Raw genomic sequence first — 15,332 nt, 5'->3', positions numbered from 1 at the left:
ACTTCTCTAACTTACCAGAGCCGATCCTGCCTCGCAAACTCGCTGATCCTGTTGGATCTGCATGCTCTACAAGAGAGGATCCACATCTGATATCCCGCAAGGCGATTTGACCTGCCCTGCATCAGAGATGGGATCCAGCCCCGGCGCGGCCACCCGGGCCGTTTCCGGCCCCGTGTCCGTCGGCCCGTCGGGCTGACATCCAGAACAGTACGTCAGGTGCAGGGGTGCGTCAAAGCCGAGGCCCGTGACGGCGGACACAGAAGCGCTGTTCACCGGATGTTTTTCCAAGAGCACCTCAGGTTCGAGGGGTCTGGAGTCATGCAGAACGACCTCAGCCGCCGCCTGGAGCGGCAGATTGGCCCTGACCAGACCAAGAACTCACCTCGTCGGCCATGTCTACGTAATCTTTGATTCAGATTTCGTCATCACGTCGACACGGGCCGTCACGCCCTGCCGGGACTAGGCCTGACTGGGAGCCAGTCCTAGTCCCAGCATCTCCTCGAGCTGCCCGTGCGAGACCCCGAAGGTTTCGACGAGGCGTGCCTCGCCGTCGAGCGCCGGCCCGACGTCGATCACCGCGACGTCGCTGTAGATCCGCGACACGCAGCCGATACCTGTGAGCGGGAGCGTGCACTCGCGTACGAGCTTGGGTCGGCCGTCCTTGGTCAGCAGCTTCATCATGACGACGCTCCGCTTGGCGCCCACGGCGAGGTCCATCGCCCCGCCCACAGCGGGTACGGCCCCGGGACTGCCCGTGGACCAGTTCGCCAGGTCGCCCGACGTCGACACCTGGAAGGCACCGAGCACACAGACGTCGATGTGTCCGCCGCGCATCATGGCGAACGAGTCCGCCTGGTGGAAGTACGCGGCACCGGCCAGCTCGGTGACGGGGACCTTGCCCGCGTTGATCAGTTCCGGGTCCACGAGGTCCGCCCGCGGCGACGGCCCCATGCCCAGCAGCCCGTTCTCCGTGTGCAGGGTGATGCCGGAGTCCGCCGGCAGATGGTCGGCCACCAGCGTCGGCAGGCCGATCCCCAGATTCACGTACGAGCCGGGCCTGATGTCTGCGGCCACGCGGGCCGCGAGCTGCGCCATGGAGAGCGGGGCCGTACCGCGCGAGCCCGCCGCGATCGTCTCCGCGCTCACGATGCGGCTCCTCGTTCCGCGGGCTGCGCGCCCGCGAGCGTGGTCGCGCCGTCGATCTTCACCACTGCGTCGACATAGATGCCGGGGGTCACCACCGTCTCGGGGTCGATGGTCCCGACCGGAACCACCTCCGTCACCTGCACCACCGTCCGTCGCGCGGCCGTAGCCATGACCGGCCCGAAGTTCCTGGCCGTCTTGCGGTAGACGAGGTTGCCGGCGCCGTCGGCCCGGAATGCCTTGACCAGGGCGAGGTCGGCGTGGATCGGTGACTCGAAGACCATCGGGACGCCGTCGACCACGCGTGTCTCCTTACCCTCGGCCAGCGGGGTCCCGAAGCCGGTCGGGGTGAAGAAGCCACCCAGGCCGGCGCCTGCCGCGCGGATCCGCTCGGCGAGGTTGCCCTGCGGGACCAACTCGAGCTCGATCCGGCCCGCGCGATAGGCCTCGTCGAAGTGCCACGAGTCCACCTGCCGGGGGAACGAGCAGACGATCCGGCGGACGCGGCCCAGGTGGATGAGGCGGGCCAGGGCGTCCTCCCCGTTGCCGGCGTTGTTGGAGACGACGACGAGATCGCCGGCGCTCTGGGCCAGGAGCGCCTCGATGAGCTCTACCGGCTGACCGGCGGGCCCGAACCCGCCGATCATCACCGTCGAACCGTCGGCGACGTCGCCCACCGCTTCAAGAGCGGTCCGCGCGAGCTGGACGGTCATGCGGTGGCTCGCACGTTCTCCAGCACCACTGCCATGCCCTGCCCCACGCCGATACAGATCGCCGCGACGCCCCAGCGCTGGTCCTCCGCGACGAGCCTGCGCGCGAGCGTCCCCAGGATCCGGGTGCCCGAAGCGCCGAGCGGATGGCCGAGCGCCGTCGCGCCGCCCCATGCGTTGACGATGTCCAGGTCCACGCCCCAGGCGTCGACGCAGGCGAGCGACTGAGCGGCGAACGCCTCGTTGAGCTCGACGGCGCCGACGTCGGCCCAGGCGATACCGCTCTTCGACAGGGCGCGGTCGACGGCTTCCACGGGCGCGTACCCGAAGTACTGCGGCTCGTTGGCGACCGACGCCCGGCCCGCGATACGGGCGAGCGGTTCCAGGCCGGTGTGGCCGGCCGCGGACTCCGAGCCGATCAGTGCGGAGCTGGCGCCGTCCGTCAGCGGCGAGGCGTTCCCGGCGGTGATGGTGCCGCCCTCCGCGCGGAACGACGGCTTCAGGGCGGCCAGCTGCTCCACGGTGCTGCCCGGGCGAACGGGTTCGTCCCGGAGCAGATCGGTGTCGGGGTACGCGGTGACCAGGTCGTCGTACCGGCCGGCCTCCCAGGCCTCGTGCGCCAGCCGGTGGCTGCGCAGAGCGAACTCGTCCTGGCGCTCTCGCGTGATGCCGTACTTCTCCCGCAGGCGTTCGGTGGCCTCGCCGAGGGACACGGTCCAGTCCGGCTGCATCCGCGCGTTGACCAGCCGCCAGCCCAGCGTGGTCGAGACGAGCTCACCGTTGCCCGCCGGATAGGCACGCTCCGGCTTGCGCATCACCCAGGGTGCGCGGCTCATCGACTCGACCCCACCCGCGACGACCACGTCGGCGTCGCCCGACTCCACGGCGCGGGCCGCCTGGACGACTGCCTCGAGCGACGAGCCGCACAGCCGGTTCACGGTGGCTCCGGGAACCGTCAGGGGCAGCCCGGCGAGCAGGACCGCCATGCGCGCCACGTTCCGGTTCTCCTCGCCGGCGCCGTTCGCGTTGCCCAGGATGACGTCGTCGATCCGGGCCGGATCCAGGCCGGGCGCCCGGCGCGTCTGCTCCCCTACGACGAAGGCCGCGAGATCGTCGGGGCGGATCGCTGACAGCGCCCCGCCGTAACGGCCGAAGGGAGTGCGCACCGCGTCATAGACGTATGCGTGTCTCATCGATCCAGACCCCTGTCTGTTCGCTGTGCGCACATAAGTTCCATATGCGCACACTCACGCTAGCAGCCGGGCTCAGGTCCGGGTACGGGCCAGATCCGCCTCGATCTCGCGGGCCGCACGCAGCAGCGCCGGGAGTATCTCGGTGGCCATCTGCTCGACCGGCCCACGACGGACTGGTGCCGAGACGTTGACGGCTGCGACCACTCGGCCCGTCCCGTCCCGCAGGGGTGCGGCGACGGAGCGCAGGCCCTCCTCGAGCTCCTGGTCGACGAGCGCCCAGCCCTGCTCCCGGACGGTGGCCAGCTCAGCACGCAGCACTCCCTTGTCCGTGATCGTGCGCGGGGTGAGCGGCGCGAGGGTGACCGCGGCCAGGAGGGCCTCGCGCTCGCCGTCCGGCACGTGTGCCAGAACTGCGCGGCCCATCGAGGTCGCGACCGCCGGGAACCTGGTGCCGATCTGGATCGCGGCGGACATGATGCGGTGGGTCGCCACGCGGGCCACGTAGACGATGTCGGAGCCGTCGAGCACCGCCACCGACGACGACTCCCCGACGTCCTCCGCCAGCTGCTCCAGGTGGGGCTGCGCCACCTCCGGCAACGACAGGCTCGACAGGTACGCGTACCCGAGCTCGAGCACCTGGGGGCGCAGCGCGAACACCCGCCCGTCGGTCACCACGTACCCGAGCTCGACCAGGGTGTGGAGGAAGCGCCGCGCGGACGCGCGGCTCAGCTCGGCCTCGCGGGCGACCTCGCTCAGGGTCATCCGGGCACGGTCCGTGCCGAACGCACGGATCACGGACAGGCCGCGCTCCAGCGACTGCACGAACTCGCCCGACCTGGCGCCGGCGTCGTGCACGATCTCCCTCATCCGAGGTCCTCCCTGCCAGCGCGCGCGTCCGCTTCGCATCCTCGGCCGGGTCTCCGGCCGCTCCAGCTCGCACACGTGCGACCGGGGGGTGCGTCACCTGGGCAGCACGCCCGCCCGGAACTTCCCAGGGCCGACGCCGGAACGCAACGTTGAGCTCCGACGTCCGCCCTGGCGACTCTCCGAACGGGTGTGCCGCACGTGAACGTAGCGACAGCCGCAGGCCAGGTCAACAGTCGAGTGGCCTGGGTCACAACCGTGACCCGATCGGGATATGCGCGGCCGCGTGCAGCTAGCCGACGGGCGGGCGGGGGCGCGACGGTGTCAGGGCAGCGACCACGTCTGCCGTCGATCCTCCGGAACGGGCCAGCTCGACGATCTGCTGAGCGACGTCCCGCACGGCGACGTTCGTGTCGTTGGAGATGCTGCGCAGCCGCTCGAACGCCTCTTCGGCATCGATGTTCAGGACGAAGGCGATGACGCCCTTGGCCTGCTCGATGGAGGCGCGCGTCGCGGCTGACGCGCGGATCGACTCGTTCGCCACCTCGTTCGCGTGGGCCTTGACCGCGGCGGTCACATCGACGAAGTAGCCGACGAGCGCGCCGACCTGGCGCGTCTCGGGGTCGCGGCTGCCCTGTCCGACGACGGTCAGCGTCCGCTCGCGCCCCCGGGCATCCATGATGCGGTGGACACTGCTGAACGGCTTGCCCGTCACCGCGGCGTTCGCCAGGACGCGGGACACGCGGGCACGGTCGTCGGGGTGCTTGTGGGCGAGGATGAGGGCCGTGGTCACGACCACCTCGCCGGGCTCGAAGCCGTGGATCTGGAACGTCTCGTCCGACCACCACCACGCCTGCGTGGCCAGGTTGTAGCGGTAACGCCCTACTACGTGGTTCAACCCGAGCGTGAGAGCACGCTCGATCTCCAAAGGCTCAGCGGTCATCTATGCAGTCCTCCTGCGCGTGGTGCGCCGATGAGCCGCGGCCTGACTCGATCCGAGCGTAGCGGTTAATCCACCGTCACCGGAACCCGAGAAGAAAATTAGTGCCCTGCCAACGACGAAGCCCCGGTCAGCGTTTCCGCTGACCGGGGCTTCGTTCTGCTGTGCGCCCGAAGGGATTCGAACCCCCAACCTTCTGATCCGTAGTCAGATGCTCTATCCGTTGAGCTACGGGCGCTGGTCGTACTACTTGCTACCTGCCTGCCGTTCACACGGCCGACCGACGAGAACATTACCGCCTGTTCGTCGCGGGCCCAAACTCAAACCCACGATTCCCGAGGAGAACTCCGTCACAGCCCTCCGGAGGGCTGTCGTCCACGAGCTGAACCGACGTTCCGGAGCCTCTCACAGAAAAGGCCCCGGGCGTCACGCGCGGCCGGGACCTTCCTGGCGGAGACGGAGGGATTTGAACCCTCGAACGGGTTGCCCCGTTACCACCTTAGCAGGGTGGCGCACTAGACCTGACTATGCGACGTCTCCTCGCGGCGGCCCTGCTCAGGCAGGGCCATGCCGCGCGGCCCAGGCTACCTGCCGTACGGCGGACTGAGCAAAGCGGAGGAGCCGACGGCGCCTCGATCGGCCCCGCATCGCCGTCATCCCGCCGATTTTTTCATGTGAACACGTTGCCGGCCGGGACGGGTGGAGCCCGTGGAGGGCCGCTCATCACCTCAGAGCCCGCGTATTTCACACCGCGTCAATAGCGAGTACATTCGCTGGCATGGACTACGACGTCTTGGTGATCGGGTCGGGCTTCGGCGGCAGCGTGGCCGCCCTCCGCCTCACCGAAAAAGGCTACCGCGTGGGTGTGCTCGAGGCCGGCCGGAGGTTCGAGGACCACGAGTTCGCCCAGAACTCCTGGCACCTCAAGCAGTTCCTGTGGGCGCCGGCACTGGGCTGCTACGGGATCCAGCGGGTGCGCCTGCTGCGCAACGTGCTGTGCCTGACGGGCGCGGGCGTGGGCGGCGGCTCGCTGGTCTACGCCAACACGCTCTACCGTCCGCTCGACCCGTTCTACGCGGACCCCGCGTGGTCCCACATCACCGACTGGAAGACCGAGCTCGCGCCGTACTACGACCAGGCGGAGCGCATGCTCGGCGTCGTCCAGTACCACGGCCGGTCCCCCGCCGACGAGATCGTCCGGAGCGTCGCCGAGGACATGGGCGTCGGCCACACCTTCCGCCCCACCCGCGTGGGCGTGTACTTCGGGCCCGGTGGCGCCGAGGCCCCGTCCCCGGGACAGTCCGCCCCGGACCCCTTCTTCGGCGGCGCCGGCCCGGAACGCACGGGCTGCACCGAGTGCGGCGAGTGCATGACCGGCTGTCGCCACGGTGCCAAGAACACCCTGGTCAAGAACTATCTCTATCTCGCCGAGCGTGCGGGTGCCGAGGTGCACCCGCTCACCACGGCCCACGGCGTGCGCCAGCTGCCCGACGGCAGCTACGAGATACGCACCCACCGCACCGGCAAGAAGTGGGCGGGCAAGCACACGTTCACCGCCCGGCAGGTGGTCCTCGGAGCGGGCACGCTCGGCACCCAGCGCCTCCTGCACGCCATGAAGGACTCGGGCACGCTGCCCCGGCTGTCGGACCGGCTCGGGCACCTCACGCGGACCAACTCCGAGGCGCTGCTCGGCGCGATGACGCACAAGGTCGGCGCGACGGACTACTCACGCGGCATCGCGATCACGTCGTCGTTCTACCCGAACGAGAGCACGCACATCGAACCCGTCCGCTACGGCCACGGTTCCAACGTCATGGCCGCGCTGCAGCACATCCTCGTCGACGGCGGGCCGTTCCGGTTCGCCCGCTGGATCGGCGAGCTGGGCAAGAACCTGAAATGGCTGCCCGTGCTGATGGACTGGCGCCGCTGGTCCGAGCGGACGGTCATCGCACTGGTCATGCAGGCCCACGACAACTCCCTGGTCACCCTCACCAGGCGTTCGCCGTTCGGCCGGTTCATGACGTCGAAGCAGGGCACCGGCGCGCCGAACCCCAGCTGGATCCCCGAGGGGCACGAGGCGGTACGCCGTATGGCCGACAAGCTGGGCGACGGTGAGGTCGAGGGCGTCGCCGGCGGCACCATCGGCGACCCGTTCAACATCCCGCTGACGGCGCACATCCTCGGCGGCTGCGCGATCGGGGCCGACGCCAGGAGCGGCGTCGTCGACCCCTACCTGCGCGTGTTCGGCCACGACGGCCTGCACGTCATGGACGGGTCGGCGGTGACCGCGAACCTGGGCGTGAACCCGTCGCTCACCATCACGGCTCAGGCCGAGCGCGCCTGCGCGCTGTGGCCCAACGCGGGCGAGCCGGACGCCCGTCCGGCCCTGGGATCGGCCTACGTGCCCGTGCGACCGGTACGCCCTACCTCCCCGGTCGTGCCCGAGGCGGCGCCCGCGGCGCTGCGCCTGCCCATCGTGGGCATCAGCTAGCCGCCCGGACAGGCGCTCTACTTCGACAACAACCACAAATGCGGAGGGCGAGGGATTCGAACCCCCGGTGCGTTGCCGCACAACAGTTTTCAAGACTGTCACATTAGGCCGCTCTGTCAGCCCTCCTCGCGCGCACGTCCCGAAGTGCATCGGGGAGTACGGCGCGGCCACACAGTCTAGCGTCCGACGAGACAGCTACGGCGGGCCGCCCACCGGGTGGCCCGCCGTCCGCAGAATGCTGGAGAGTTCCTCAGCCCTGCGCCTGTGCGCCCGACCTGAGCTGCCGCATCGCGAGCTGGACCAGCGCGATCAGCGTCTGCTTGGTCGCCGCCCGAGAGCGTGCGTCCGTGTAGAGCATCGGCACGTGCGCGGGGATCTGCAGAGCCTCGCGTACGTCCTCGAGCCGGTGCTTGGCCACGCCGTCGAAGCAGTTGACGCCCACGACGAACGGGATGTTGCGCGACTCGAAGTAGTCGATCGCCGGGAAGCACTGCTCCAGGCGGTCGGTGTCGACCAGGACGACCGCACCGATCGCGCCGCGCACCAGGTCGTCCCACATGAAGAGGAACCGGTCCTGGCCCGGGGTGCCGAACAGGTACAGCCACAGGTTGCCCGGGAGCTCGACACGGCCGAAGTCCATGGCCACCGTGGTGGTGGTCTTGCGGTCGGTGACGCCACCGGCGTCGTCGACGCCGACCGAGTGCTCGGTCATGGCGGCTTCGGTGTTCAGCGGCTCGACGTCGGAGATCGAGCCGATGAACGTCGTCTTGCCGACGGCGAAGCCACCGGCGACGACGATCTTGACGACCGTGGGCGCGGTGCGCTCGGCTGCGGGCTGAGCACCAGGAGCGGTCTGTGCGCCGGCGTTGCCGGCCGGAGCCTGCTGCATCACCGGCGGAGCAGGCTGCGCCTGCGGCGGACGGGACGCCTGTGCGGTGGGCGCCGGAGCACCGCCGCCACCACCCAGCACGCTCTGGCGCGCAGGCGTGCTCGAGGAAGCGGTCGCAGTGCCGGCGTTACCCGACACCGGGGCCCAGTTGGGACCGCTGCGGGCCCCGCCGTCAGAGGGCGGAAATGCCATTCAGAACACTCTCCAAGACGCTCAGCGACAGGCCCGAGTTCGAGCTGCCGTGGCCTGTGTGGACGTTAACCGGTGTCGAGGTGTGTACGGTCACGTGCCCTTCCTCCTGCATGTCCGCCACGAGAATCCGGACGACACCCAGGGGCAGCCGCAGAAGGGCCGAGAGCTCGGCGATCGACACATAAGTGTGCGCGGCGTGCTGAAGGATCGCGCGCTTCTCGGGCGGCAACCCAAAACTGCTGACAGCGCCTGGCAAAACCTCAACGAGGGCCTCGAGCGGCAGGTCGGAGAGCTCCGACCGCACCCGGCCACCGGTGACCGCGTAGGGGCGCACGGTGGACGTCTCACGGACGTCCCCCTGCCCCTGGGAACCGAAAGGTGCGTACGTCATGGTCGAGTCCTCATCCCACGCTGGCGGCTCGGGTCTGCCCATCGACCGGGAGGCTGCCACGCATCTCCGAGATCAGCTGCGGCGTGAGCGTGGCCTCGGTGCGGGACACCAGAAGAGCCATCTCGTAACCGATAAGACCGATGTCGCACGTAGCCTCCGCCACCACGCCGAGCACTGACCCGTTCGAGACATTCATCAGGAAAAGGAAGCCGTTGTCCATCTCGATGATTGCCTGACGGACATTACCGCCGTTGAGCTGACGAGATGCTCCACGCGTAAGGCTTGACATACCCGAAACGATTGCCGCGAGCTGGTCACCGCTCGTCCGGTCCAGCTGGTCGGACATCGCCATGAGCAGGCCGTCTGCCGACACGACCAGCGTGTGCCGGCTGCCAGGAACCGTACGCACGAAGTTGTCGAGCAGCCACCCGAAATTCGTTGCTTCGGTGCTGAGGGTCACTCTCTGTTCCTCCTAGTCAGAATCCACAGACGCGCTTGCTTGTCACCGCGACTGCGGCGCTGAGTCAGGGACATGATTCACGGTCGAGGGTGCCCACGTCGAGTCCCCATCGGCCTTCTTGCCGTTCGCGTTCTCGGTTTCGCCCTCTTCGACGGACTCCGAACGACCACGGGCCGTGGCCGACTGGAATGCCGAAAGACGCGAGCGAAGCTGCTCGGGATCACGGTCAATGCGAGCCGAGAGGCGCTCGACAGTGGGGTCCGCCCCGGTGCCGGAGGCACCGCGAGTGCGGCGAGTCAGACCACCGTTGGCAACCTCGGTGTTGACGGCTGCCGGACGGTACGAGTCGTTCTCTTTCACATCATCTTCCTGGAAAGCCCCTCGGCGAAGGAGGCTCGTCATCTCCTCGTAGAGGACCGCCGAAGCCGTCCACTCCGACCGTGCCTCCACCGAGTCCCGCACGTACTCCGGGTCGAGCGGGTCCTTCCCGTCGCCGTCGGTGCCGGCGGCACGCTTGGCGAGCGGCGCAGGCGAACCGTACGTCGGGTCGTACACAGCACCCGTCGGGTACGGCTCGCTGAACTCGCGGATCGGCTCGCGAACCGGGGCCTCGAAGGACTGCTGCACGGCCGCCATCGGCACGGCCTGTGTGGCCGGGCCCGAGTCGAACGAGGTGGGTGCCCGCTCCGGCGCCGGGGCCGGGGCAGGCGCCGCTGCACGCGGCGCCGCGTCGATGAACGGGTTGTTGCCGTGGGCCGGGGCCGGGTTGTTGCCGTGGGCCGGGGCCGGAACGGTCGCGTGCGCCTGGGTGGGCATCGGAACCGTGCCACCCGCGGGAGCGCTCGGCACGGCAGGCATCGCCGAGGTCAGCGACTCCTGGACCGCCCGCTGGTAGCCCTCCTGGTATCCCCGCTGGTAGGTCGGGTCCGCCACGGGCTGGTGCGGCTGCGCCGGGGCGGGAGCCTGGACCGGGAAGGCCCCGGTCATCGGGCCCGCCGCCTGCGGGGCGGGAACGCCCCGCGGGACGTACGGCGCCTGGAAGTCCTGCGGCACCTGCAGATCCTGGAAGTCCTGCGGCGGCAGATTCTGCGCCTGGAGGTTCTGCGCCTGGAAGCTCTGCGTCTCCACGTTCGACGCGCCGAACGCGGGCACGTCAGCGGCGGGGCTGCTCACGGTCTGGATCGGACGCGACGCCGGTCGCTCCTGCGGCTGGTAGGCACGCAGCTCGCCCGTGGCCGGCTGGCCCGGACGGCGACCGAACAGGCCACGCTTCGGCTGAGCCGGCTTGGCACCCTGCTGGGCGCCCGAGCCGCTCGAGCGGCGGCTCGGGAGGTCCGCCATGAGCTCTTCGAACGCGGGCAGTGCCTCGAAGGACGAGTCGGGCCCCTGGAGGCCGTCGGCCCCGAAGCCCTGCGACTGCTCGTCGTCGCCCTGGAACGAGCCACCGAAGCCTGCCGGCGGTCCACCGAAGCTCCGGGCCGGTGCCGGTGCGGCAGGCGCCTGAGCGCCTCCCGCGGCCGGGAACCGCATGACGTCGGTGTCGGACATCCCCGGCAGCGCGGCCGGGTCCTGCGTCACCGGGTCGAGCTGCAGCGACTGCGGCCCACCGGCGTCGACCGGGTCGATCGTGTTCAGCGAGCGGAAGCTCGAGAAGAGCGCGCTGCGCTGGTCGACGTCCACCGCGACCGGCGTGGTCTCCTCGAAGACCGGTGCGACGGGCGTGACCGGCTCCTCCGGCTGCGGTGCGCGCTGACGGCTCGGGAGCGAGCTGCCCTCGGACACGTTCGACGGCGGTGCCCACGCGTTGTCGTCGCCCTGGTACTCCTGCGGGAGCGACGGCGTCTGGATCTCGGGCAGGACTATCGAGCCGGTCGGCGTCGTCTCAGCCATCGGCTGTGCCGCGGTCGAGCTGCGGCGCCGGGCCAGGCCGAGCGCCGTCGTGCCGTCCGTGAGGGCGTTGATGTCGACCTGCTGCGCGACGGGCGCCGGCTGCGCCGCGAAGGCGGCAGCGGCGATCTGCGACGTGCCGGTCGGGACCGGCAGGCCGCCCTGCTGCGGCAGAGAGGTCGTGGCCGGCGACGCCGACGAGATGGCCGGCGAGCCGAAGCCGTTGGCGGGCGCACCACGCATCGCACCGGTGCCCGGGCCGGTGGCCAGGCCACCGTTGAACTGCGAGGCGGCCGCCTGCGTGTTGGCCTCCAGCGGGTCCGTGGGCATCGGCAGCGGCATGGCGTTGTCCGGCATGAACAGCACCGCCGGGAAGCGGACCGTCACCTCGGTACCGGTGCCGCCCTCGCCCACGCCGAACTCGACCTGGGCACCGAGACGGTCGGACAGCCGGCCAACGACGTAGAGGCCGAGGCGCTGGGCGCCGACGGCGTCCGACGCGGCGTGGCTGAGCACCTTGCGGTTGGCCTCGGCGACCTCGGCGGGGTTCATCCCGAGGCCGTGGTCGCGGACCACGACGGTGACGAACTGCTCGTCACGCGCGGTGGTGACCTCGACCGGGGTGTGCGGCTCGGAGAACATCGTCGCGTTCTCGAGGAGCTCGGCCAGCAGGTGTGCCGCGTTCAGCGCGTTGTGGCCGAGCATCATCGGGTCGACGACGAGGTTCAGGCGCACGCGGTCGTACAGCTCGATCTCGGAGGACGCCGTACGGATGACGTCGGAGACCGGCATGGGCTGGCGGACACGACGACCCGAGTCGATGCCCGCGAGGACGAGGAGGGACTCCGCGTTGCGGCGCATCCGGGTCGCGAGGTGGTCGAGCCGGAACAGGTTCGACAGCGTCGACGGGTCTTCCTCGGAACGCTCGAGGTCGTCGAGGAACGCGAGCTGCCGGTTCAGGAGCACCTGGTCGCGGCGGGCGACGTTGACGAACATCTCGGCGATCGAGCCACGGAGGGCTGCCTGCTCGCGGGCCACGTCGATGGTGGTCCGGTTGACGTCGTTGAACGCGGCGGCCAGCTGGCCGATCTCGTCCGACGACTCGACGGTGATCGGGTCCAGGTCGATGCTCGGGCCCTGGCCCGGCACCGAGACCTGCTCCACCAGGGTGGGCAGGCGGTCACGGACGACGCCGGCGGCCTGGGTGAGGCGGCGCAGCGGGGAGACCAGACGGCGGGCGATGACGAGCGCCGTGATGATCGAGAAGCCGAGGGCCGCGATCGCGATACCACCGGTGAGGTACGCGCGGTTGGCGGCGACGTCCGCCCGCTCCTGCGCGAAGGCCGAGGCGTCCTCTCGGACGGCATCGCGGACGATGCGTGCCTCGTCGACCCACTTGGCCGACTCGCCGATGAACGCCTCGCCCTGGTCCTTGATGGATTCGAGCTCACCACGCGCCACCGAGCCGCGAACGTTGCCATAGATGCCGTCCATGCCGGGGACCTGGTAGTCCCCGGGGATGCGGTCGTAGAGGTCCTGCGTCTCGTCCCACTCGCGGTCGCCCAGGTTCACCAGGTCCGCCGCGCGCAGCGCCAAGGACCGGGAGGCCGCAGGACCCGCGGGGTGCTTGTCGTAGATCCCGAGCGTCAGGGCGACGATCGGGCGCTCGTAGGTGTTCGTGAGCATGAGCTGGTCCATCGAGTGGTACGCCTCGAGACGCGTACCGAGCTGACGGTCCTCCGACGTGTCCGCGATGGCGTCCATCACCTCGAGGGCGCCGTCGATGTAGCCGCCGTACGCCTCGGTCGCCGCCTGCTCGGTGAGCCGGCCCGCGGCGACCTTCTTCTGCACGTCGGTGATGGCCGCGCGGTCCTCGATGGTCTCCGCGACGGCGGTCTTGACGCGCTGGTCCAGCATCGAGATGTCGATGTCGAGCAGCGCCTCGTCGCGCTCGTCGAGTGCCGTGATCGTCTGCGCCTGGGCAGCCGGGGCGGCCCACACCGGGGCGCCGTCCTTGATGACCGGCTTGCCCTTGTCGTCGAGCTCCGGCGTCCCTTGGAGCAGCGCACGGCTGGCCTGTTCGCCGGCCGAGTCGTTGTCGATCATCGCCACGATGTTGAGCGACCGTTCCTGCGCGAAAGTCGTTCCTGCCGCGTCCTGGTACTCCAGCGCGGCGACGAGATCACTCGTCTGCTGCGCGCGCATCGCGTCGACCACAGACAGGCCGATGATGTACGCCGCTGCGATGACCAGGACGATGGCAGGCGTGACCAGTGTCGCAAGAACTTTCCCGCGCACTCCCAACCTGCGGAACATGCGTACCTCTCTCCATCACTGATCCGGAAGGGGGTGGCGTGCTTCTGCCCGCCGAGCATCCCTCGGTGCTGCGTACAAGTTACCGGCACCCGGTTTCCGCTGGCGACCTTCGTGAGGCCACACGGAAGTAGGCTTCATCGCTGTGCGAGCCGTCACGATATCTGGACCGGGCCCATCAGGGAAACTCTCCCTTTCATCCCTGACTCCACCGATTGCTGGCCAAAGGGACGTGGTGATCACCGTCGCTGCAGCCGGCGTGAACCGTGCTGACCTGCTCCAACGCGCCGGATACTACCCCCCTCCGCCGGGTGCGCCCGACTGGCCGGGTCTTGAGATATCGGGAATTGTGAAGCGTGTCGGCTCCGGCGTGTCGCGATGGCGCGCCGGTGACCGGGTGGTCGCCCTGCTCGAGGGCGGCGGTTACGCCGAGGAAGTCGCGGTCCGCGAGACGCAGGTGCTCCCGGTGCCCGACGGCGTCGACCTGGTCGATGCGGCGGCCCTGCCCGAGGCGGCGTGCACGGTCTGGAACAACCTCGTGGACGTCGGCCGGCTGCGCGCCGGGGAGTGGGTGCTCGTCCACGGCGGTTCGGGCGGCATCGGCAGCTTCGCGATCCAGGTCGCCCGGGCGCTCGGCGCGCACGTGGCCGCGACCGCCGGCGGACCGGAGCGCACCGCCCGCTGCGCGGAGCTCGGTGCGGACCTGGTCATCGATCACCGCGAGCAGGACTTCGCCGACGAGATCCGGCGGGCGACCGACGACCACGGTGCCGACGTGGTGCTCGACCTGCTCGGCGGCGGCGCGCTCGGCGACAACGTCCGAGCACTGGCCAGGGGCGGGCGCCTGGTGGTCATCGGTATGCAAAAGGGACGCCGGGGCGAAATCGACCTCAGCGACCTCCTGGCCCGGCGCGGGACGGTCACCGGAACGCTGCTGAGGTCCCGGCCGGCGGACGAGAAGGCACGCATCGTCGCTGATACCGAACAACACGTCTGGCCCCTGGTCGCGGACGGGCGCGTTCGGCCCGTGGTGCATGCCCGCATCCCGTTCGCGGAGGCGCAGTCCGCGCACGACCTGCTGGAGTCAGGGGAGGCGTTCGGCAAGGTTCTTCTGGTGCCCTGATCATCGTGTGCCTATATATAGGCATGGTCGACAATTTCGGCCGCGCCGAGATGCTGCCATGCGGACGACAGGCAATCCGGGCAAGACTGGACTCATGACCGACGAGCAAGCCATCCCCCAGTCAGAAGAACGGCGCGACGACCGCCCCGAAGGAGCGCCCACCGTGCACCCCCAGGTGGTGACGCCCGACGGCGCCGCCGTGCCGTCGGGACGCAAGCCCGAGGGCTCCGCGGAGGACCCGATCGACGAGGCCGAGGCCGTCGTCGGTCAGGTCGAGGAACCGGCGAAGGTCATGCGCATCGGCGGCATGGTCAAGCGGCTGCTCGACGAGGTCCGCGACGCACCGCTGGACGAAGCCGCTCGTACCCGCCTGGCCGAGATCCACGAGCGCTCGATCCGCGAGCTCGAGGACGGCCTGTCCCCCGACCTCGTCGACGAGCTGCACCGGATCACGCTGCCCTTCTCGGACGACTCCGCGCCGTCCGACGCCGAGCTCCGGGTGGCGCAGGCGCAGCTCGTGGGCTGGCTCGAGGGCCTGTTCCACGGCATCCAGACGGCGCTCGTCGCGCAGCAGATGGCCGCCCAGGCGCAGCTCTCGCAGATGCGCCGCGCGCTGCCGCCCGGCTCGGGGGCGTTCGGCCCCGGCGGCCCTGGCGGCCCCACCATGCCCGGCGCACAGGACGAGGAGTCCGGCGGCGAGCGCCGGACCCCCGGCCAGTACCTCTGACCCGCTGGT

The 15,332-nt window shown here is 70.0% G+C and carries 12 protein-coding genes and 3 tRNA genes; 3 read left to right on the top strand and 12 right to left on the bottom strand.

The window, feature by feature from the left end; translation table 11 throughout:
* Nucleotides 1-459: 459 nt before the first annotated feature.
* From ACNYC2_RS29310 to ACNYC2_RS29280, 7 genes are all read right to left on the bottom strand, one after another.
* Nucleotides 460-1,146, bottom strand: coding sequence for a 3-oxoacid CoA-transferase subunit B (locus ACNYC2_RS29310; protein WP_419705099.1), 687 nt, complete (start codon nt 1,144-1,146; stop codon nt 460-462).
* Nucleotides 1,143-1,856, bottom strand: coding sequence for a 3-oxoacid CoA-transferase subunit A (locus ACNYC2_RS29305; protein ID WP_419705098.1), 714 nt, complete (start codon nt 1,854-1,856; stop codon nt 1,143-1,145). Before ACNYC2_RS29305 ends, ACNYC2_RS29310 begins: the two co-directional genes overlap by 4 nt.
* On the bottom strand, nt 1,853-3,046 hold the full coding sequence (locus tag ACNYC2_RS29300) for a thiolase family protein (protein WP_419705097.1): 1,194 nt from the start codon (nt 3,044-3,046) through the stop codon (nt 1,853-1,855). The genes ACNYC2_RS29305 and ACNYC2_RS29300 overlap by 4 nt, the downstream gene beginning before the upstream one ends.
* A 72-nt stretch (nt 3,047-3,118) precedes the next feature.
* Nucleotides 3,119-3,913 (bottom strand): IclR family transcriptional regulator domain-containing protein, encoded by a 795-nt coding sequence (locus ACNYC2_RS29295; protein ID WP_419705096.1) that lies wholly within the window; start codon nt 3,911-3,913, stop codon nt 3,119-3,121.
* Nucleotides 3,914-4,202: 289 nt separating this feature from the next.
* Nucleotides 4,203-4,853 (bottom strand): PAS and ANTAR domain-containing protein, encoded by a 651-nt coding sequence (locus ACNYC2_RS29290; RefSeq protein ID WP_419705095.1) that lies wholly within the window; start codon nt 4,851-4,853, stop codon nt 4,203-4,205.
* 162 nt (nt 4,854-5,015) lie between these two features.
* Nucleotides 5,016-5,088, bottom strand: a tRNA-Arg gene (locus ACNYC2_RS29285).
* 210 nt (nt 5,089-5,298) lie between these two features.
* Nucleotides 5,299-5,390, bottom strand: a tRNA-Ser gene (locus ACNYC2_RS29280).
* A 238-nt stretch (nt 5,391-5,628) separates the two neighbouring features.
* On the opposite strand from ACNYC2_RS29280, the gene ACNYC2_RS29275 reads away from it, so the two are divergent.
* On the top strand, nt 5,629-7,341 hold the full coding sequence (locus ACNYC2_RS29275) for a GMC oxidoreductase (RefSeq protein ID WP_419705094.1): 1,713 nt from the start codon (nt 5,629-5,631) through the stop codon (nt 7,339-7,341).
* A gap of 41 nt (nt 7,342-7,382) precedes the next feature.
* Here ACNYC2_RS29275 and ACNYC2_RS29270 read toward each other — a convergent pair.
* From ACNYC2_RS29270 to ACNYC2_RS29250, 5 genes are all read right to left on the bottom strand, one after another.
* Nucleotides 7,383-7,467, bottom strand: a tRNA-Ser gene (locus tag ACNYC2_RS29270).
* A 124-nt stretch (nt 7,468-7,591) separates the two neighbouring features.
* Nucleotides 7,592-8,230, bottom strand: coding sequence for a GTP-binding protein (locus tag ACNYC2_RS29265; RefSeq protein ID WP_377141902.1), 639 nt, complete (start codon nt 8,228-8,230; stop codon nt 7,592-7,594).
* Between the two features lie 172 nt (nt 8,231-8,402).
* Nucleotides 8,403-8,813: a DUF742 domain-containing protein gene (locus ACNYC2_RS29260; protein WP_020017526.1), complete on the bottom strand. Its 411-nt coding sequence runs from the start codon at nt 8,811-8,813 to the stop codon at nt 8,403-8,405.
* 10 nt (nt 8,814-8,823) lie between these two features.
* Nucleotides 8,824-9,273: a roadblock/LC7 domain-containing protein gene (locus ACNYC2_RS29255; RefSeq protein WP_020017525.1), complete on the bottom strand. Its 450-nt coding sequence runs from the start codon at nt 9,271-9,273 to the stop codon at nt 8,824-8,826.
* A 42-nt stretch (nt 9,274-9,315) separates the two neighbouring features.
* A complete protein-coding gene (locus ACNYC2_RS29250; RefSeq protein WP_419705093.1) occupies nt 9,316-13,476 on the bottom strand; it encodes an ATP-binding protein in 4,161 nt (1,386 codons plus the stop codon).
* A 142-nt stretch (nt 13,477-13,618) separates the two neighbouring features.
* Between ACNYC2_RS29250 and ACNYC2_RS29245 the strand changes: the two genes are divergently transcribed.
* Together ACNYC2_RS29245 and ACNYC2_RS29240 are read left to right on the top strand one after the other, a co-directional pair.
* Nucleotides 13,619-14,596 (top strand): NAD(P)H-quinone oxidoreductase, encoded by a 978-nt coding sequence (locus tag ACNYC2_RS29245; RefSeq protein WP_419705092.1) that lies wholly within the window; start codon nt 13,619-13,621, stop codon nt 14,594-14,596.
* 94 nt (nt 14,597-14,690) lie between these two features.
* Nucleotides 14,691-15,323 carry a bacterial proteasome activator family protein gene (locus tag ACNYC2_RS29240; protein ID WP_419705091.1) on the top strand — a complete coding sequence of 211 codons (633 nt, stop codon included), beginning with the start codon at nt 14,691-14,693 and terminating at the stop codon, nt 15,321-15,323.
* The last annotated feature ends 9 nt before the right edge of the window (nt 15,324-15,332 follow it).

This window comes from Promicromonospora sp. NFX87, assembly GCF_048564965.1.
Taxonomy (GTDB): Bacteria; Actinomycetota; Actinomycetes; order Actinomycetales; family Cellulomonadaceae; genus Promicromonospora.
Note: the sequence above shows the minus strand (reverse complement) of the source record. Positions and strands in the feature narration are given on the sequence as shown.